Annotated in this window: 16 protein-coding genes and 1 other RNA gene; 6 read left to right on the top strand and 11 right to left on the bottom strand. The window is 66.6% G+C overall.

Annotation, left to right across the window (positions count from 1 at the left end):
• Positions 1 to 1763 (bottom strand): bifunctional [glutamine synthetase] adenylyltransferase/[glutamine synthetase]-adenylyl-L-tyrosine phosphorylase (locus ACZY0B_RS23180; RefSeq protein WP_463766572.1); only part of this gene is annotated, 1763 nt, incomplete at its 3' end.
• 51 nt (positions 1764 to 1814) lie between these two features.
• The gene (gene glnA / locus ACZY0B_RS23175) at positions 1815 to 3155 is read right to left on the bottom strand and encodes a type I glutamate--ammonia ligase (protein WP_463766571.1); all 1341 of its coding nucleotides are present in this window, start codon (positions 3153 to 3155) and stop codon (positions 1815 to 1817) included.
• Positions 3156 to 3627: 472 nt separating this feature from the next.
• On the opposite strand from glnA, the gene ACZY0B_RS23170 reads away from it, so the two are divergent.
• On the top strand, positions 3628 to 3825 hold the full coding sequence (locus tag ACZY0B_RS23170) for a hypothetical protein (protein ID WP_463766570.1): 198 nt from the start codon (positions 3628 to 3630) through the stop codon (positions 3823 to 3825).
• 3 nt (positions 3826 to 3828) lie between these two features.
• Here the strand turns inward: ACZY0B_RS23170 and ACZY0B_RS23165 are convergent, their stop codons facing one another.
• Positions 3829 to 5382, bottom strand: coding sequence for an alpha/beta hydrolase (locus ACZY0B_RS23165; RefSeq protein ID WP_463766569.1), 1554 nt, complete (start codon positions 5380 to 5382; stop codon positions 3829 to 3831).
• A gap of 91 nt (positions 5383 to 5473) precedes the next feature.
• Positions 5474 to 7030: an alpha/beta hydrolase gene (locus tag ACZY0B_RS23160; protein WP_463766568.1), complete on the bottom strand. Its 1557-nt coding sequence runs from the start codon at positions 7028 to 7030 to the stop codon at positions 5474 to 5476.
• 230 nt (positions 7031 to 7260) lie between these two features.
• Between ACZY0B_RS23160 and panB the strand changes: the two genes are divergently transcribed.
• On the top strand, positions 7261 to 8103 hold the full coding sequence (gene panB / locus ACZY0B_RS23155; RefSeq protein ID WP_463766567.1) for a 3-methyl-2-oxobutanoate hydroxymethyltransferase: 843 nt from the start codon (positions 7261 to 7263) through the stop codon (positions 8101 to 8103).
• Between the two features lies 1 nt (position 8104).
• Here the strand turns inward: panB and ACZY0B_RS23150 are convergent, their stop codons facing one another.
• Positions 8105 to 8476, bottom strand: a complete 372-nt coding sequence (locus ACZY0B_RS23150; protein WP_463766575.1) for a heme-binding protein — start codon at positions 8474 to 8476, stop codon at positions 8105 to 8107.
• A gap of 170 nt (positions 8477 to 8646) precedes the next feature.
• Between ACZY0B_RS23150 and ACZY0B_RS23145 the strand changes: the two genes are divergently transcribed.
• Together ACZY0B_RS23145 and ACZY0B_RS23140 are read left to right on the top strand one after the other, a co-directional pair.
• A complete protein-coding gene (locus ACZY0B_RS23145) occupies positions 8647 to 8889 on the top strand; it encodes a hypothetical protein (RefSeq protein ID WP_463766566.1) in 243 nt (80 codons plus the stop codon).
• 177 nt (positions 8890 to 9066) lie between these two features.
• Complete coding sequence (locus tag ACZY0B_RS23140; RefSeq protein ID WP_463766565.1) at positions 9067 to 10644, top strand: CYTH and CHAD domain-containing protein; 1578 nt, start codon at positions 9067 to 9069, stop codon at positions 10642 to 10644.
• A gap of 7 nt (positions 10645 to 10651) precedes the next feature.
• On the opposite strand, the gene rnpB is transcribed toward ACZY0B_RS23140, so the two are convergent.
• Positions 10652 to 11061: RNase P RNA component class A (gene rnpB / locus ACZY0B_RS23135), an RNA gene on the bottom strand.
• A gap of 130 nt (positions 11062 to 11191) precedes the next feature.
• Between rnpB and ACZY0B_RS23130 the strand changes: the two genes are divergently transcribed.
• Both ACZY0B_RS23130 and ACZY0B_RS23125 read left to right on the top strand, forming a co-directional pair.
• Entirely contained in the window at positions 11192 to 12361 is a 1170-nt protein-coding gene (locus ACZY0B_RS23130) for a cytochrome P450 (RefSeq protein WP_463766564.1), read from the top strand.
• Positions 12358 to 12552, top strand: a complete 195-nt coding sequence (locus ACZY0B_RS23125; protein WP_463766563.1) for a ferredoxin — start codon at positions 12358 to 12360, stop codon at positions 12550 to 12552. Before ACZY0B_RS23130 ends, ACZY0B_RS23125 begins: the two co-directional genes overlap by 4 nt.
• Before the next feature lie 121 nt (positions 12553 to 12673).
• Here the strand turns inward: ACZY0B_RS23125 and ACZY0B_RS23120 are convergent, their stop codons facing one another.
• Genes ACZY0B_RS23120 through cobC form a run of 5 tightly spaced genes read right to left on the bottom strand, consistent with a single transcriptional unit; the run spans position 12674 to position 17337 of the window.
• Positions 12674 to 13264 (bottom strand): TetR-like C-terminal domain-containing protein, encoded by a 591-nt coding sequence (locus ACZY0B_RS23120; protein ID WP_463766562.1) that lies wholly within the window; start codon positions 13262 to 13264, stop codon positions 12674 to 12676.
• 17 nt (positions 13265 to 13281) lie between these two features.
• The gene (locus ACZY0B_RS23115) at positions 13282 to 14406 is read right to left on the bottom strand and encodes a bifunctional RNase H/acid phosphatase (protein WP_463766561.1); all 1125 of its coding nucleotides are present in this window, start codon (positions 14404 to 14406) and stop codon (positions 13282 to 13284) included.
• Positions 14403 to 15140, bottom strand: coding sequence for a zinc ribbon domain-containing protein (locus ACZY0B_RS23110; RefSeq protein WP_463766560.1), 738 nt, complete (start codon positions 15138 to 15140; stop codon positions 14403 to 14405). Before ACZY0B_RS23110 ends, ACZY0B_RS23115 begins: the two co-directional genes overlap by 4 nt.
• On the bottom strand, positions 15137 to 16285 hold the full coding sequence (locus ACZY0B_RS23105; RefSeq protein WP_463766559.1) for a Nif3-like dinuclear metal center hexameric protein: 1149 nt from the start codon (positions 16283 to 16285) through the stop codon (positions 15137 to 15139). Before ACZY0B_RS23105 ends, ACZY0B_RS23110 begins: the two co-directional genes overlap by 4 nt.
• A complete protein-coding gene (gene cobC, locus ACZY0B_RS23100; RefSeq protein WP_463766558.1) occupies positions 16282 to 17337 on the bottom strand; it encodes an Rv2231c family pyridoxal phosphate-dependent protein CobC in 1056 nt (351 codons plus the stop codon). Before cobC ends, ACZY0B_RS23105 begins: the two co-directional genes overlap by 4 nt.
• Between the last annotated feature and the right edge of the window lies 1 nt (position 17338).

Below are 17338 nucleotides of genomic sequence, written 5' to 3'. Positions count from 1 at the left end.
CTGGCCACCGCCGGCTTGTCGCGCAGCGTGGACAGGTACCAGGTTTCCGAGGCCAGCGCCTCGGACAGCCGCCGGTAGGACAACAACCCGGCGTCGGGATCCGGCGTGTACGACATCCAGTTCAGCAGCCTGGGCAGCAACACCGACTGCACCCGGCCGCGACGGCCGCTCTGGTTGACCAACGCCGACATGTGCTTGAGCGCGGTCTGCGGCCCTTCGTAGCCCAGCGCGGCGAGCTGCCGCTCCGCGGCTTCCGCCGTCATGCCGTGCGCAATCTCGAGCCCGGCGGGCCCGATCGACTCCAGCAGGGGCTGATAGAAGAGCTTGGCGTGCAGCTGGGACACCCGCACGTTCTGGTGCTTGAGCTCCTCGCGCAGCACCCCGGCCGCATCGTGCCGGCCGTCCGGACGGATGTGGGCCGCGCGCGCCAGCCAGCGCACCGCCTCCTCGTCGTCGGCCTCGGGCAGCAGATGGGTGCGTTTGAGCCGCTGCAGCTGCAGCCGGTGCTCGAGCAATCGCAGAAACTCGTAGGACGCAGTGAGGTTCGCGGTGTCCTCGCGTCCGACGTAGCCGCCCGCGCCCAGCGCGGCCAGCGCGTCAACCGTGGAGGCCACGTGCAGGGACTCGTCGCCGCGGCCGTGCACCAACTGCAGCAGCTGCACGGCGAATTCGACATCGCGTAATCCGCCACTGCCCAGCTTGAGCTCGCGGGAACGGACGTCGGACGGCACCAGCTGCTCGACGCGGCGCCGCATGGCCTGCACTTCGCCCACAAAGTCCTCACGCTCGCAGGCGATCCAGACCATGGGCATCAATTCGGCCAGATAGCGCTTGCCGAGTTCCGCATCCCCAGCGGTGGCGCGGGCTTTCAGCAAGGCCTGGAACTCCCAGGTTTTCGCCCAGCGCTTGTAGTAGGCGACGTGCGATTCGACCGTGCGGACCAGCTCACCGCTGCGCCCCTCCGGCCGAAGGCCGGCGTCGACTTCGAAGCATGCCGTCGAGGCCACCCGCATCATCTCGGTGGCTACCCGGGCGGACAGCGCGTCGGCCTGCTCGGCGACGAAGATGATGTCGACGTCGCTGACGTAGTTCAGTTCGCGGGCACCGCATTTGCCCATCGCGATGACCGCCAGCCGTGGCGGTGTGCGGTCGCCGCAAACGGTGGCCTCGGCCGCGCGCAGCGAGGCCGACAGCACGGCGTCGGCGGTGTCCGCCAGCTGGGCGCCGACCACGGTGAACGGCACCACCGGCTCGTCCTCGACCGTTGCGGCCAGGTCGAGCGCCGCGAGCACCAGCAGGTGGTCGCGGTACAGGGCGGACAATCGGGGCACCACCGAATTCGGCTCGGCCAACGCTTCCTCGACGCACTCGATGAACGCTTGGTGCAGCTCGTCGTGGGTGGGCAGTTTGATCTTGCCCCGCAGCAGTTTCCAGGACTGCGGATTGGCGACCAGATGGTCGCCGAGGGTCAGCGACGAACCCAGCACCGAGAACAGGCGTCCGCGCAGGGCGTGTTCGTTGAGCAGCGCGGTGTTGAGTTCATCCCATCCGGTGTCCGGGTTCTCCGCGAGCCGAACCAGTGCCCGCAGCGCGGCGTCCGGGTCGGGTGCCCGCGACAACGCCCACAGCAGGTCGACGTGCGCCTTGTCGTCGTGAGTCCAGCCAAGTTGAGCCAGGCGCGCACCAGCGGGCGGATCGACTAACCCGAGCCGGCCGACGCTGGGCAGCCTGGGGCGCTCGGTCGTGGGTCTGGTCACGCCCAAAACGGTAGCGCAACCTGACGATCTCTCAGACCAACCGGCGGCCCGTGTGCGCTACAGCGACAGGTAGGTGCTCAGCTCGAATGGCGTGACGTGGCTGCGGTATTTCGCCCATTCCGTGCGCTTGTTGCGTAAGAAGAAGTCAAACACGTGCTCCCCCAACGTTTCCGCGACAAGCTCGGAGGCTTCCATAGCGTGTAGTGCACTGTCGAGGCTGGTGGGCAGCTCGCGGTAGCCCATCGTGCGACGCTCTTCGGGGGTGAGGTCCCATACGTTGTCCTCGGCCTGCGGCCCCAGCACGTATCCCTTCTCCACGCCGCGCAGTCCGGCGGCCAGCAGCACGGCGAACGCCAGGTACGGGTTGCACGCCGAGTCGGGGCTGCGAACCTCGATGCGCCGTGACGACGTCTTGTGCGGCGTGTACATCGGCACCCGCACCAGGGCGGACCGGTTGGCCGCACCCCACGACGCCGCGGTCGGCGCTTCGCCGCCATGCACCAGGCGCTTGTAAGAGTTGACCCACTGATTGGTGACCGCGCTGATCTCGGAGGCATGCTCGAGGATCCCGGCGATGAACGACTTGCCGACATCCGAGAGCTGCAGTGGATCGTCGGGACTGTGGAAGGCATTGACGTCGCCCTCGAACAGGCTCATGTGGGTGTGCATGGCCGAGCCCGGGTGTTCCCCGAATGGCTTGGGCATGAAAGATGCTCGCGCACCATTTTCGATCGCGACTTCTTTAATCACGTACCGGAACGTCATCACGTTGTCGGCCATGGACAGCGCGTCGGCGAAGCGCAGGTCGATCTCCTGCTGGCCGGGCGCACCCTCGTGGTGGCTGAACTCCACCGAGATGCCCATGAACTCCAACGCTTCGATGGCATGGCGGCGGAAGTTGGACGCGGAGTCGTGGATCGCCTGGTCGAAGTAGCCGGCGTTGTCGACCGGGATGGGCGGCGTTCCGTCGTTGGGTCCGGGCTTCAGCAGGAAGAATTCGATTTCCGGGTGCACATAGCAGGAGAAACCCAGGTCGTTGGCCTTCTGCAGCTGGCGGCGAAGCACGTGCCGCGGGTCCGCCCAGGACGGCGAGCCGTCCGGCATGGTGATGTCGCAGAACATCCGCGCCGAGTGGTGGTGGCCGCTGGGCGACGCCCAAGGCAGCACTTGGAAGGTCGACGGGTCGGGGTTGGCCACGGTGTCGGATTCCGAGACCCGCGAAAAACCCTCGATCGAGGATCCGTCGAAACCGATGCCTTCCTCGAAGGCACCCTCGAGTTCGGCCGGGGCGATGGCGACCGACTTGAGGTAGCCGAGCACATCCGTGAACCAAAGCCGGACGAAGCGAATGTCCCGCTCCTCCAACGTGCGGAGGACGAATTCCTTCTGTCGATCCATACAGCGAACATTAGGCAAGTGCTGTTAATTCCGTGTTACACGGGTGCTTAGTACTCGGCATCCCTGTTACAGCCACCAGCGCAAACACTCCGCTCGCCACTTTGCCGGCCCTCTCATTTGGGACCGCCGTCTCGCCGTGTCGTTGCTTCGGCACGACGCCGACGCCACCGGGCGCACCGCCGCACTGTTCCCAGTCAGGACCAGCGGCGCCAGGAACGTCGCTGGGCTACTACAGCAAATACCGTCAAAAGCCCTAGAACTCGTGGCGAGGATCTCGCCGGTATGCACAAAATGCTGCTACAGGCCGAATTCCGATGATTTCTCAGCGCCGGTTCAGCGACGAATCCGTACCGTCGGGCGCTGTGAGCAACACCGGGTTCCGCGGTCGTCCAGCACGCCGCCCCCAGGCTGGAATGTGTAACCGGTTAATATGGTTACACAAGGCACGTCGCATCAGCAGGAGGTATTGAACGTGATCACCAAACTTCTAGCCGTTGGAGCTATCGGTATCGGTGTCGTGATGGGGCAAGCCGCAAGTCAGGCCGCGCCGGTGATCGCGGACCCCGCGTTCAACGACCTCACCTGCACTTGCCAGACGCCGCCCCCGGCCCCCGGCCAGACGAGCGAAGACCGGATCAATCAGGGCATGCACGACGCGTTCACCAGGTGAAACTCAGGGCTGGCAATGCAACGACGCCGGCGGCACCGCCCCGGTGACGAAGTAGCGAATCACCGCGTTATCGACGCACTCGTTGCCACCGAACACCGCGGTGTGCTGGGTTCCGTCGAAAGTGATCAGTGGGGCACCTAACTGATCGGCCAGGCTCACCCCTGCCTGATACGGCGTCGCCGGATCGTGCGTCGTGGAGACCACGACGACCTTGCCGAGCGCCGCCGGCGCGGCGGTATGTGGTGCGGACGTCGCCGGTACCGGCCACAGTGCGCACAGATCGCGGGGAGCGTCGCCGGTGAATTGCCCGTAGCTCAAGAACGGCGCGACCTGGCGGATCTGTTGATCGGCCGACACCCAGGTCGCCGGGTCCGTCGGCGCCGGCGCGTCGACACATCGGACAGCGTTGAACGCGTCCTGGTCGTTGTCGTAGTGCCCTTGCTTGTCGCGGCCTTGGTAATCGTCGGCGAGCAGCAGCAGGTCGCCCGCGTCGGTGCCGCGCTGCAACCCGAGCAGACCGCTCGTCAGGTACTTCCAATGCTGCGGGGTGTAAAGAGCGTTGATCGTGCCGGTGGTCGCATCGGCGTAGCTCAGGCCGCGCGGGTCCGAGGTACGGCCCGGCTTCGCGACGAGCGGGTCGATCAGGGCGTGGTAGCGGTTCACGAACTGGGCCGGGTCGGTACCCAACGGGCAGGCCGGCGAGCGGGCGCAGTCCGCGGCGTAATCGTTGAAAGCCGTTTGGAATCCCGCGGTCTGGCTGATGTTTTCCTGGACGGGGTCGACCGTCGGGTCGATGGCACCGTCGAGCACCATCGTGCGCACGTGATCGGCGAAATGTTCCAGGTATGCGGTGCCCAGTTCGGTGCCATAGCTGTAGCCGAGGTAGTTGATCTGATCCTCACCCAGCGCCTGACGCACCATGTCCATATCGCGCGCGACGGCCGCGGTGCCGGCGTTGGCCAAGAACCCCTTGCCCATCTTGTTCACGCATTCCTGAGCCAATTGCCGGTTGATCTGTTCGATGTGCGCCACACCCGCCGGGCTGTAGTCGACCATCGGTTCGGTTCGGTAGGCGTCGAACTCGGCATCGGTGCGGCAGCGCAGCGACGGGGTGGAGTGGCCCACGCCCCGCGGGTCGAAGCCGACCAGGTCGAAGTGCCGGGTGATGTCGGTGTTCTGCAGATCCGGGGCGATCCCGGCCACCATGTCGACGGCCGACCCGCCAGGTCCGCCCGGGTTGATCAACAGCGACCCGATCCGCTGGCCGGTGGCCGGCACCCGGATCACCGCCAACTTCGCCTGTGCCCCAGTGGGATTGTTGTAGTCGATCGGGACCGACACGGTGGTGCACTGTGCGGTGGGGACGTCGCTGCTGTCGGTGAGAACTTGGCTGCAACTGCCCCAGTTCAGCGTCGACGCCGCGGCCGGCGGCGCCGGGTTCGGGGTCTGACCGGCGCCGGGTTCCGGCGTTGCACCGGCCCTGGGCAGCGCCGGTTGCACTGCGAGCAACAGGCCTAACGACAGCAGCGCCGAGCTCAGCGATCTCAGGCGCGACATGGATGTCAATCGTGGCAGCTTCGAATACCCGTGACGGCGCGAATCGGTCACGCCTTGATCTCGGGCTCGGGGCGACAGCGCGCGGCGGCCGCTAGCACTTGGCGCCGCTCGGCGGCGTGGTGCCGCCGATCAGATACGCCGTCACGTAGTCGTCGACACAACTGTCGCCCTGGAAGACAACCGTGTGCTGGGTGCCGTCGAAGGTCAGCAGCGAGCCGCGCAGCTGGTTCGCCAGTTCAACGCCGGCCTTGTAGGGCGTCGCCGGGTCGTGCGTGGTCGACACCACGACGGTCGGGGCCAGGCCGGGCGCCGAGACGGCGTGCGGCTTGCTGGTGGGCGGCACCGGCCAGAACGCGCAGGTGCCCAGCGGCGCGTCACCGGTGAACTTCCCGTAGCTCATGAACGGGGCGATCTCGCGGGAGCGGCGGTCCTCGTCAATTACCTTGGCGCGGTCGGTAACTGGCGGCTGGTCAACGCAGTTGATCGCGACCCGCGCGTCGGTGGCGTTGGTGTAGTGACCCTTCGGGTCGCGGCGCATATACATATCGGCCAGGGCGAGCAGGGTGTCGCCATGGTGATTGGCCAGTTCACTGAGGCCGTCGGTGAGGTGATGCCACAGCGTCGGCGAGTACAGCGCCATGATCGTGCCGACGATGGCGTCGCTGTAGCTCAGCCCGCGCGGGTCCTTGGTGGGCGCCGGCCTGCCGACCATTTGATTGTTCGGGTCGACCAGCGGGTCGACCAGGCTGTGGTAGACGTCGACGGCCTTGGACGGATCGGTGCCCAGCGGGCAGTTCGACTGCTTCGCGCAGTCGGTGGCGTAGTCGTTGAACGCGTCCTGAAATCCCTTGGCCTGACGCAGATCGGCTTCGATCGGATCGGCGTTGGGGTCGACGGCGCCGTCGAGGATCATCGCCCGCACGTTGTGCGGAAACGCCTCGGCGTAGGCCGACCCGATCCGGGTGCCGTATGAGTAGCCCAGGTAGGTCAGCTTGTCGTCGCCCAGCGCCGCACGGATGGTGTCCAAATCCCTGGCGACATTCACCGTCCCGACGTTGGCCAGAAAATCCTTGCCCATCTTGTCGACGCAACGGCCGACGAACTGTTTGGTCTCGTCCTCCATGTGCGCGACACCGGCGGGGCTGTAGTCGACATTCGGTTCGGTGCGCAGCTTGTCGTTGTCGGCGTCGGAGTTACACCAGATCGCCGGCCGCGACGATGCCACACCGCGTGGGTCGAACCCGACCAGGTCGAACCGCTCGCGGACCCGCTTGGGCAGCGTCTGCACGACGCCCAGCGCGGCCTCGATACCGGACTCGCCGGGCCCGCCTGGGTTGATCACCAGCGAGCCGAGTTTGTCCCCGGTCGCCGGGAAACGAATCATCGCCAGCGTCGCGACGTCGCCGCCCGGGTGGTCGTAGTCGACGGGCACGGCGAGCCTGCCGCACATGGCGCCGCCCGGAAGCTTCACCGATCCGCTGGCCGCCCGGCATGGTGTCCACTCAACCGGCTGCCCCAATTTGGGCCCTGCCATCAGTGGGTGTCCGCCGACAACGCGCACGCAGCCCCCCAGAAGCAGCGCCACGGCAGCGATCGCTGTCGAGACAACCAGCATGCGCGCGATCTTGTCGCGGCGAGTCAGACCCATGCCAACACATGCTGCCAGAGACAACCTGAGACTTTCGTGAGCGGCCACCGCCGCCCGGTTGCCACGCGACTACCAGCGGTTCTTCCATCTCGGCCGCGAACTCGAATGGCACGTCTCACACTCCCGCGACGGTGCAACTGCGCAGAAGAGATGGCAGAATGACAGAAGTCAGACGAACCCGGGGACCTTCATGGCCACGAGGATCGACCCGACCACATTTAGGGACAATGATGTCTGAGCAGAACGTTTACGGTGCCAACGCGGGGTCATCAGCGCCCCGGACCAAGATCCGCACCCACCACCTGCAGAAAATGAAGGCCGAAGGCCACAAGTGGGCCATGCTCACGGCCTACGACTATTCGACCGCCCGCGTCTTCGACGACGCCGGCATCCCGGTGTTGCTGGTCGGTGACTCGGCGGCGAACGTCGTGTACGGCTACGACACCACGGTGCCGGTCTCCATCGACGAACTGATCCCGCTGGTTCGCGGCGTTGTCCGAGGGGCGCCGCACGCCCTGGTCGTCGCGGACCTGCCGTTCGGCAGCTATGAGGCCGGACCCGCCGCCGCGCTCGCCGCCGCCACCCGGTTCATGAAGGAAGGTGGCGCGCACGCCGTCAAGCTCGAGGGCGGTGAGCGGGTCGCCGAGCAGATCGCCTGCCTGAGCGCAGCCGGCATCCCGGTCATGGCACACATCGGCTTCACGCCGCAAAGCGTCAACAGCCTGGGCGGCTTCAAGGTGCAGGGCCGCGGTGACGCCGCGGAGCAGACCGTGCACGATGCGATCGCCGTCGCCGAAGCCGGCGCGTTCTCCGTCGTCATGGAAATGGTGCCCGCCGAATTGGCCACCCAGATCACCGGGAAGCTGACCATCCCGACTGTCGGGATCGGCGCGGGCCCGAACTGCGACGCGCAGGTCTTGGTCTGGCAGGACATGGCCGGGATGAGCAGTGGCAAGGCGGCGCGATTCGTCAAGCGATTCGCGAACGTCGGCGACGAATTACGCCGGGCCGCTACCCAATACGCGGAAGAAGTGGCTGGCGGAGTTTTCCCTGCCGACGAACACTGCTTCTGAGCTACTGCATTTGGCATCGATTCTTGAAATCGGTCAGCGGCTGGCGAATCCCTTCAAGGTCGGCGTGCGTCTGCGGGTTGGCATCCATGTACTGCTTGACCTGATCGCCAATCTCGTTGCGCGGCTGTCCTTTTAAGCTGGTGAAGTAGGCGTTGACGTCCGGATGGCTGAACAGATACACCGACGTCGCCGCTGCGACACCCGAGGACACCTGGGCGAGATCGGCTGCCGTGCAGTTCGGTGGCGGTGGGGGCGCCGGTTCGGGGTCCGCTGCGGCCGGGCCAACAGCGGCGAAAAGCATTGCGCCGCTGACCGCCCCGGCAGCAATTCCACCGACGACCGCGCGCGATGTGGCGATTGTGAAAAACACCATCGGTAACTCCTCCGTCCGGGATCCGAAACCAGCACGCAAACCATAAGCGGTTTTGGCGCGGCCCATGGACGAAATCCATTCATATGGCGAACGAGCAAAACCCCGCCGTGGCAGCGGGCGGGGTCGATATACTCCAATTCTCTAATCCGCCCAGCGCACAGGAGTCGCAAATGAATCGGCGCCGTTGGATCGGAGCACTGCTGGCAGCGTTGGCAATGGCCCCGATTCCCGCAATCGTGGCGATTCACTCTGCCGGGCAGGCCGAGGCCACCGTCTGTGTCGGCGCGGGCCGACGTGTGTCGGTCAGCGGTTGCGCCAACGTCGCCGACGCCATCCAGCGCTACGTGCCGCCGCCGGCGGATTACGCGCCGATGCCGGAAGACCCACCGCCGCCGCCACCCCCGCCCCCGTAGTCGATCGGGCAGCCTCGCGCCGACCAAATCCGTTCTCCCGGGCCAACGATGGCCGACACGCGGCAGCTCCGATCGCTGTCGGCAGTTCAACAGCGATGTGGCACGCTATGGGTAACCTGCTACGAGCGTCGATGACCGGGTAATACCGCGGCGACGCGCCCCCTACGGAGCCGAAAAATGCCAGAACCCTCGCGCCATCTCGAGGTGGAGCGCAAGTTCGACGTCCTCGAATCCACGGTCTCACCGTCGTTCGAAGGCATCGCGGCGGTGGCCCGGGTAGAGAAGTTGCCGACGCAATCGCTGGACGCGATGTACTTCGACACGCAGACGCAGGATCTCGCGCGAAACAAGATCACTCTGCGGCGCCGTACCGGTGGCCACGACGCCGGCTGGCACCTGAAGTTGCCGGCCGGACCCGACGCCCGCACCGAGATCCGCGCACCGCTGGGCTCCGCGGACGACGACCCCGTCCCCAGCGAGCTGCTGGACGTGGTGTTGGCGATTGTTCGCGACCGACCGCTCAAACCGGTCGCCCGGATCACGACTCAACGCGAGAGCCAGGTGCTCTACGGCATTGACGATGCTCCGTTCGCGGAGTTCAGCAACGACCACGTCCGCGCGTGGTCGGCCGGTGATACCGATGGCCCCGACTCGGGGCCCCTCGAACAAGAGTGGCGCGAGTGGGAACTAGAGCTCGACGAATCACGTCGGACAGCGGACACCGAGCTGCTGAATCGGCTGAGCAACCGGCTCCTGGATGCCGGCGGCGAACCCGCCGGTCATGCGTCCAAGCTCGCCCGGGTGCTCGGGACGACGTTGCAGTCCAACGGCACCCGGCCAGCCGAAGACCCGGTACAGCGCGCGGTGGCCGAGCAAGTCGATGAGCTCGTGGTGTGGGATCGCGCGGTGCGCGCCGACGTCTTCGACTCCGTGCACCAGATGCGGGTCACCGTGCGCAAGATCCGCAGCCTGCTGAAGGACGCCGAAGCGTCGCACGGATTGTCCGACGGCGCATACGCCTGGGTGCTCGACGAACTGCGCGAGCTCGGCGGTGTCTTGGGTGTGGCACGCGATGCCGAGGTGCTCGCGCAGCGCTATGAGCAAGAGCTGGATCGGCTGGCACCCGAGCTGGTGCGTGGACCGGTGCGCGACCGCCTGATCGAGGGCGCCAAACGCCGCTACCAGTCCGGGTTGCGGCGGTCATTGATCGCGATGCGCTCGGAGCGCTACTTCCGGCTGCTCGACGCGCTCGATTCGATCGTGGCCGAAAGCCCCGCCACCGCCGCCGGCGAGCAACCGGCGTCGGTCACCATCGACGCCGCCTACAAGAAGGTACGCAAGGCCGCAAAGGCCGCCGCCCAAGCGGACCAAGTCGCCCACGAGGATCACGTCGAGCCAGCCGCCGACGAGGACCAGCAGGACGACGAAGACCACGACCTCGAGCAAGATCGTGACGAGGCGCTGCACGCGATTCGCAAGCGCGCCAAGCGACTTCGCTACACCGCCGCGGCGACCGGCGCGGACAACGTGTCCAAGCAGGCCAAGGCCATCCAGACGCTGCTGGGCGATCATCAAGACAGCGTGGTCAGCCGTGACCACTTGGCTCAGCAAGCCGACGCCGCCTACGCCGCGGGCGAAGACACGTTCACCTACGGTCTGCTCTACCAGCAGGAGGCCGACCTGGCCGAGAGCTGCCGTCAGCAGCTCGACGAGGCATTACACAAACTCGACAAGTCGGTGAAAAAAGCGCGCTGACTTGGGGCGGACGAGTTGGCCTGTAAGCCGGATTCTGTTCCCCACCGCCGCGGCGTAAGCAACGGCGGCACGGCGGCGACCATCCATCTGGACACACCGTTGCCGGGTGCCTCAAGCGGTCTACCCGCAGGCTCGGGCGAGCAACCCTCGATCGCCTGCGCGGCCGCACCTTTCGGTGCGGCCTTCTTGACCTTGCTTCGGGTGGGGTTTGCCTAGCCACCCCGGTCACCCGGGATGCTGGTGCGCTCTTACCGCACCGTTTCACCCTTACCACCGCGAGGGTGGCGGTTTGTTTTCTGTGGCACTTTCCCGCGAGTCGCCTCGGATTGCTGTTAGCAATCACCCTGCTCTGTGAAGTCCGGACTTTCCTCGACTCGTTGCTGCATGAGCACGAGCCGCGGCCGCCCAGCCAACTCGTCCGCACGAACACCGTACTCGCTGGTCAATCTCCTGGCCAGCGGGTATGGGCACCCGGTCCTCGACCTCTGGCTATTGCCCAATTATGTTAATCATTGCCTAAATAAGAAGTTGGTGCGACGCTGACCGCATGACAGAAGCCGATGCTTACGTCGACCAGGCGGTAACGGGCGTGGCGGAGCCGCAACCCATGTACAAGGCGCTGCGCGAGACGACCCCGGTGTTCCGGTCGCCACAGGCGGTCGTGCTCAGCCGCCTGTCCGACATCGAGATGGCGCTCAAGCACACTGACCTGTTCTCGTCCAACATGGATGCGGTCGACCTGGGCAACATTCGACCGCTCATTCCGCTGCAAATCGATCCGCCCGAGCACGCGAAGTACCGCCGCGTACTCGATCCGTTGTTCACTCCGCGTGAGATGGCCCGACGTGAGCCGCAGGTGACCGAGCTGGTCAACGAGATGATCGACCGGTTCGCGGGCCGGGGCGAATGCGACTTCCACGAGGAGTTCGCGGTACCGCTGCCGTGCACCGTTTTCCTCCAGTTGCTCGGCCTGCCGCTGGAAGACCTCGACCAGTTTCTGCTGTGGAAGGACGGGGTGATCCGCCCAGAGGGCGACTCCGGCTACGACCGCCGCCACGAAGCCTCGGCGCCGGTGGCACAACAGATCTACGACTACTTCGACCGCGCCATCGACGACCACATCGCCAGTCCACGCGACGACGTGCTGTCCGCGATGATCGCGGCCGAGGTCGCCGGGCAACCGCTGTCGCGCGACGAGCTGCTCGACATCTGCTTCCTTTTCCTGATCGCGGGGCTGGACACGGTCACCGACTCACTGGACTGCTTCTTCGTGTACCTGGCGCGCCACCCCGACCACCGTCATCAGCTCGTCTCCGAGCCCGATGTTCTGCCGCATGCGATCGAGGAGTTATTGCGTTGGGAGACACCAGTACCCGGTGTCGTCCGGATCGCGATGCAAGACGTCGAGGTGGGCGGATGCCCGATCAGCAAGGGTGAACGGGTCAGCCCGCTACTCGGCGCGGCCAACACTGACCCCGCCGAGTTCCCCGACCCCGAGGTAGTGGACTTCAACCGCAGCCCGAACCGCCACCGCGCGTTCGGCGGCGGCCCACACCGTTGTTTGGGATCTCATCTCGCCCGGATGGAACTACGGGTGGCGCTGCGCGAATTCCACAGGCGCATACCGGATTACGAGATCAAACCCGGCACCGAACTGACCTACACGGCCGCGCTGAGATCGGTGGAGTCGCTGCCGCTGATCTTCCCGGCGTCATGACTCACGTAGCAGTCGACCCTGACCTGTGTACCGGCCACGGACGCTGCTACAGCCTGGCGCCCGAAGTCTTCGATGCCGACGAGGTCGGCCACTCCGTCGTCCTCGTCGAGGATGTCTCCGGCGAGCTCGAAGCACAGGCCGCTGTCGGGGAGCGAAACTGCCCGGAGCAGGCCATCACCCTCACGCGCTGAACTTGGCACTGCCGAACGTGCTCTGAGGCTGAGAAAATCGCCTAAATCTCGCCCTCAGAGCACGTTCGGCGGCGAGGCCGGTGTGGAATTTGGCCCCATCGAGTGGGCGCGCAGGCCTGCCCTATCTGCGGGCGATCGCGTGCCAGGCCATGTCGACAATGGCCGCGCAATACTCCTCGTCGATGAGAGCGTCCGAGTACAGCGCGCGAATGTTGATCGGCGCCATCACAATCTGCACGGCAGCCAGTGTGCTTACCCCGTCGCGCAATTCGCCGCGGTCCCTGGCCCGGTCTATCACCGTGCGGACCACGGCGAAACGTTTCCGCCAAAACATCATTCGGGTCTCTTCGTCGTGACGTCCACCGTGCCCCATCACCAACGCCCGCAGGAAGGTGCGGCCGACCTCGGTGTTGATGCGCGCGGTCATATTGCGGGCCAATGCCTCCAGGTCCCCGCGCAACGAGCCCGTGTCCGTTGCGGCATCCCAGGACTCGAGGTCAGCAAGCGCGGCATCCACGATCAGCCGTTGACGATCGCCCCAGTGGCGGTAAATCATCCCGGCATCGAGGCGGTGGCGCTCGGCCAAAGCCTCAACGCTGAAACGCTCGACGCCCCAGCGGGCCAACTCGTCGAGCACCGCCGGCATCACCTGCGCCCGGATATCGGCGGGAACGGGGTCCCGCGATTCATCGGATTGCTCAGGCGGCGGCATCTGTGGCTCCTTGACGGCTAGAGATAGCCCGTTTGATTCACGAGTCGCACCGAAGATACGCCGTCCGAATAAAACTCAGCGATACTCAAGGATGCCAGGTCGAGATGCAGTCGGTACAGGATTCCGGGTCCGGCATCCAACGCGAGTCGCAACAACATCTTGATCGGCGTGACATGCGATACGACAAGGACGGTCGCGCCTTGATAGGTGTCGACGATCCGTTCCCGCGCCCGGCACACCCGCTCGAGTGCGGCGTCGAAGCTCTCGCCGCCCGGCGGCTCCGTGCTGGTGTCGCGCAGCCAGCGCGTGTGTAGTTCGGGATCGCGTTCGGCCGCCTCGGCGAACGTCAGCCCCTCCCAGCCACCGAAATCGGTCTCGATCAAGTCGTCGTCCACGGTCACGTCCAGGCCGAGCGCTTTGGCGGCCGCCGCCGCGGTGTCGTAGGCGCGTTGCAATGGCGAGGAGACCACCGCGGCGATGCCACCACGCTCGGCCAGATACCGCGCCGCGGCTTGCGCCTGCTGACGTCCCAAGTCGGTCAGTTCCGGGTTGCCACGCCCGGAATAGCGGCGCTGCACCGACAGCGCGGTCTGCCCATGGCGCAGCAACAGCAGCCTGGTCGGAGTACCGCGCGCACCGGTCCAGCCGGGCGACGACGTAGTTTGCGCTGCAGCACTTTTCGTTGCCGGGGCTTTCGCGGGTTCGGCAACCGGCGACTCAGAATCCTCGGCAATGACCTCCGCCGCGGCGTCCATCGCCTCGTTGGCCAGCCGGTCGGCGTGCTTGTTACGGTCGCGCGGCATCCAGGTGTAGCGAATCCAGTCGAACCGCGCCGCCAGCTTTCGGGCCTCGGCGTGCAACTCAATCAGGTCGGGGTGCTTGACTTTCCACCGCCCCGACATCTGCTCCACCACCAGCTTGGAATCCAAGAAGACGTCGGCCTCCCTGGCGCCCAGCTTCAGGGCGTCTTCCAAGCCGGCTATAAGTCCTCGGTATTCGGCGACGTTGTTGGTCGCCCGGCCGATGGCTTGCATGCTTTCGGCCAGCACGGTCGCGCGGTCCTCGGTGTGCACCACCGCGCCGTATCCGGCCGGCCCCGGATTACCACGGGACCCGCCGTCGGCTTCGATGACGACCCTCACTGCACGGACCCCTTGACCCGCAACAGGATCGCGCCGCATTCCGGGCAACGCACCACGTCGTCGTCGGCGGCCGCCGAGATGCGGGCCAGTTCGCCCCGGTCGATCTCGATCCGGCAGGCGCCGCACCGGTGTCCCAGCAGCGGCCCGGCGCCCGGTCCTCCCCCGGCGCGTTGCCGTTCGTAGAGGGCGGACAATCCGGGGTCCAGGGCCGCGGCCAGCGTGTCACGCCGCGATGCATGATCCAGGCGGGACTCGTCGATCTCGGCCAGCGCGGCATCGAGGGCTTGCTGCGCGCTGGCCAGGTCGGCCTGCAGCGTCTCGATGACACTCAACTCGGTGGTCAGCTGGCCCTGCAACTCCTCACGGCGTTCCATGACTTCCAGCAGCGAATCTTCCAGACTGGTCTGACGGCGAACCAACGTTTCCAGTTCGTGCTGCAGATCCGCCAGCTGCTTGGCATCGGTTGCCCCCGACGTGAGCAACGACCGGTCGCGGTCTTCGCGCTGGCGCACCGCCGCGATCTCCGACTCGTAACGAGAAACCTGAGCGTCCAAGTCCTCCAACGCGATTCGCACTGCGCCCAGCCGGTCGTTGGCGGCGTCGTGTTCGCCGCGCATCCGCTCAATGGCCTCCAATTGCGGCAAACGGGTGGCCCGGTGTGCGATTCGGGACAGCTCGGCATCGAGCTCGGACAACTCTAACAGCGAACGCTGCTGTGCCACTTCGGCTTTCATGATCGATCTCCAGATGTCTCGTGGCATAGGTGCCCCATGTTCCAAGGGTCGGTGCGCGTGGCGGACACGCGCACCGGCAGCGCCTCGCCGAAGCTGGACCGCAGCACCTCGGCGGCTTGTGCGCACCAAGGGAATTCGCTGGCCCAGTGTGCGACGTCGATCAGCGCAACCTCCGAGCCCCGGCGATGCTCGTCGGCGGGGTGATGCCGCAGATCGGCCGTCAGGTAAGCCTGTACGTCGGCGCGGGCCGCGATGCTCAGCAGCGAGTCACCGGCGCCGCCGCAGACGGCGACACGCGACACCATCATGTCGGGGTCGCCGGAGGCGCGCACCCCCCAGGATGTCTGCGGCAACGCGGCACTGACACGGGAGACGAAGGCGCGCAACGATTCGGGTTGGGACAGCGTGCCGATGCGCCCCAATCCGGCGTCACCGGGCGCGGGTACCAGGGCCAAGATGTCGAACGCGGGCTCTTCATAGGGATGGGCGGCGCGCATCGCCGCCAGCACCGCAGCCCGGATCCGCGCCGGTGCGACGACCTCGACCCGGTCCTCGTCCACATGCTCAACGGTGCCGACGCTGCCGACCGCGGGTGTCGCTCCGTCGTGCGGCAGGAACTGCCCGATGCCACTGACGCTCCAGCTGCAGTGCGAGTAGTCGCCGATGTGGCCGGCGCCGGCCTCAAACAGGGCCGCCTGCACCGCTGCTGTGTTCTCGCGCGGCACATAGATGACCCATTTGTCGAGATCGGCCGTGTCCGGCAGCGGTTCGAGCACGGCTTCGACGGTCAGGCCAAGCGCATCCGCCAGCGCGTCGGAGACACCGGGCGATGCCGAGTCGGCGTTGGTGTGTGCGGTGAACAGCGAGCGCCCATTTCGGATCAACCGATGCACAAGCGCACCCTTGGGCGTGCTGGCCGCGACCGTATCGACCCCGCGCAGCAGCAACGGGTGGTGAGCCAACAGCAAGCCGGCTTCGGGGACTTCGTCGACAACCGCCGGCGTGGCATCGACGGCAATCGTGACCGAGTCCAGCATGTCGTCGGGGTCGCCGCACACCAGGCCGACCGAATCCCATGACTTGGCAAGGCGCGGCGGGTAAGCCTCGTCCAACACTTCGATGACCTCGGACAGCCGTACGCTCACCGGAGCCTCCCGCTGTTCGAGACGGGCATGGCCTCGGAGATCGCCTGGACCAGCAGCGGCCACTCCCGGCGTACCGCCGCCCGCAGATAGCGCTCGTCCAGTCCGACGAACGTGTCACAGCGGCGCACCGCAATCCCCTTGTCGTGCAGGTAATTTCGTATGCGAACTGCTTCAGGGTTGCGGAAAAGCACAAACGGAGCCTGGCCGTCGACCACGTCGGCGCCCACCGATGTCAGAGCGATCACCATCTCGCTGCGCAGTTGGGCCAGCCGCGCGGCCTCGGCTTGCGCGTCGGCGACCGCGTCGGCGGCACAGCAGGCGACGATGGCCGCCAATTGCAGCGTGCCCACCGGCCAGTGCGCGCGCTGAGCGGTTAAACGCGCCAAAACCTCTGGCGCGCCTAGGGCGTAGCCCACCCGCAACCCGGCCAGCGCCCAGGTCTTGGTCAGACTGCGCAGCACCAGCACGTCGGGCAGCGCGTCCGCGGCGAGCGACTCCGGCTCGCCGGGAATCGAATCCGCGAACGCCTCGTCGACCACCAGGATCCGCCCGGGCCGGCGCAGCGCGAGAAGCTGCTCGCGGCGGTGCAGCACCGAGGTCGGGTTGGTCGGGTTGCCCACCACCACCAGGTCGGCGGCCTCGGGCACAATCCCCGCCTTCAACACGCCGTCGAGCCCGAAGGGCGGCTCGAGGACGACGTGGTGCACCGGCACGCCGGCGGCGCTGAGCGCGACGGCCGGCTCGGTGAACGAGGGCGCGATGACCGCCGCCAGCGCCGGCCGCAAGTTGGGCAGCAAGGCGAACCCCTCCGCGGCCCCGGCCAGCGGCAGCACCTCATCGGGCGCCCGGCCGTGCCGGCGCGCGACCGCGTCTTGTGCCCGCTGCAGGTCCTCGACGCCGGGGTAGCGCGCCAGGTCCGGCAGCCGGGCGGCCAACCGCTCGATCAGCCACTGCGGCGGATGCGCATGGCGGACGTTGACCGCGAAGTCCAGCATCCCCGGCGCGGCGGCCTGGTCACCGTGATAGCGCGCCATAGATTCCGGACTCGCCATC

It is taken from the genome of Mycobacterium sp. IDUB_19 (assembly GCF_055419445.1).
The sequence above is the reverse complement of the archived record's forward strand: the minus strand, read 5'-3'. Positions and strand labels throughout refer to the sequence as shown.

Excerpts from the sequence above, each read along its gene's own strand:
- glnA (WP_463766571.1), bottom strand. The coding sequence starts at position 3,155 with ATGGATCGACAGAAGGAATTCGTCCTCCGCACGTTGGAGGAGCGGGAC.
- ACZY0B_RS23165 (WP_463766569.1), bottom strand. The coding sequence starts at position 5,382 with ATGTCGCGCCTGAGATCGCTGAGCTCGGCGCTGCTGTCGTTAGGCCTG.
- ACZY0B_RS23160 (WP_463766568.1), bottom strand. The coding sequence starts at position 7,030 with ATGGGTCTGACTCGCCGCGACAAGATCGCGCGCATGCTGGTTGTCTCG.
- panB (WP_463766567.1), top strand. The coding sequence starts at position 7,261 with ATGTCTGAGCAGAACGTTTACGGTGCCAACGCGGGGTCATCAGCGCCC.
- ACZY0B_RS23150 (WP_463766575.1), bottom strand. The coding sequence starts at position 8,476 with ATGGTGTTTTTCACAATCGCCACATCGCGCGCGGTCGTCGGTGGAATT.
- ACZY0B_RS23145 (WP_463766566.1), top strand. The coding sequence starts at position 8,647 with ATGAATCGGCGCCGTTGGATCGGAGCACTGCTGGCAGCGTTGGCAATG.
- ACZY0B_RS23140 (WP_463766565.1), top strand. The coding sequence starts at position 9,067 with ATGCCAGAACCCTCGCGCCATCTCGAGGTGGAGCGCAAGTTCGACGTC.
- ACZY0B_RS23130 (WP_463766564.1), top strand. The coding sequence starts at position 11,192 with ATGACAGAAGCCGATGCTTACGTCGACCAGGCGGTAACGGGCGTGGCG.
- ACZY0B_RS23125 (WP_463766563.1), top strand. The coding sequence starts at position 12,358 with ATGACTCACGTAGCAGTCGACCCTGACCTGTGTACCGGCCACGGACGC.
- ACZY0B_RS23120 (WP_463766562.1), bottom strand. The coding sequence starts at position 13,264 with ATGCCGCCGCCTGAGCAATCCGATGAATCGCGGGACCCCGTTCCCGCC.
- ACZY0B_RS23110 (WP_463766560.1), bottom strand. The coding sequence starts at position 15,140 with ATGAAAGCCGAAGTGGCACAGCAGCGTTCGCTGTTAGAGTTGTCCGAG.
- cobC (WP_463766558.1), bottom strand. The coding sequence starts at position 17,337 with ATGGCGAGTCCGGAATCTATGGCGCGCTATCACGGTGACCAGGCCGCC.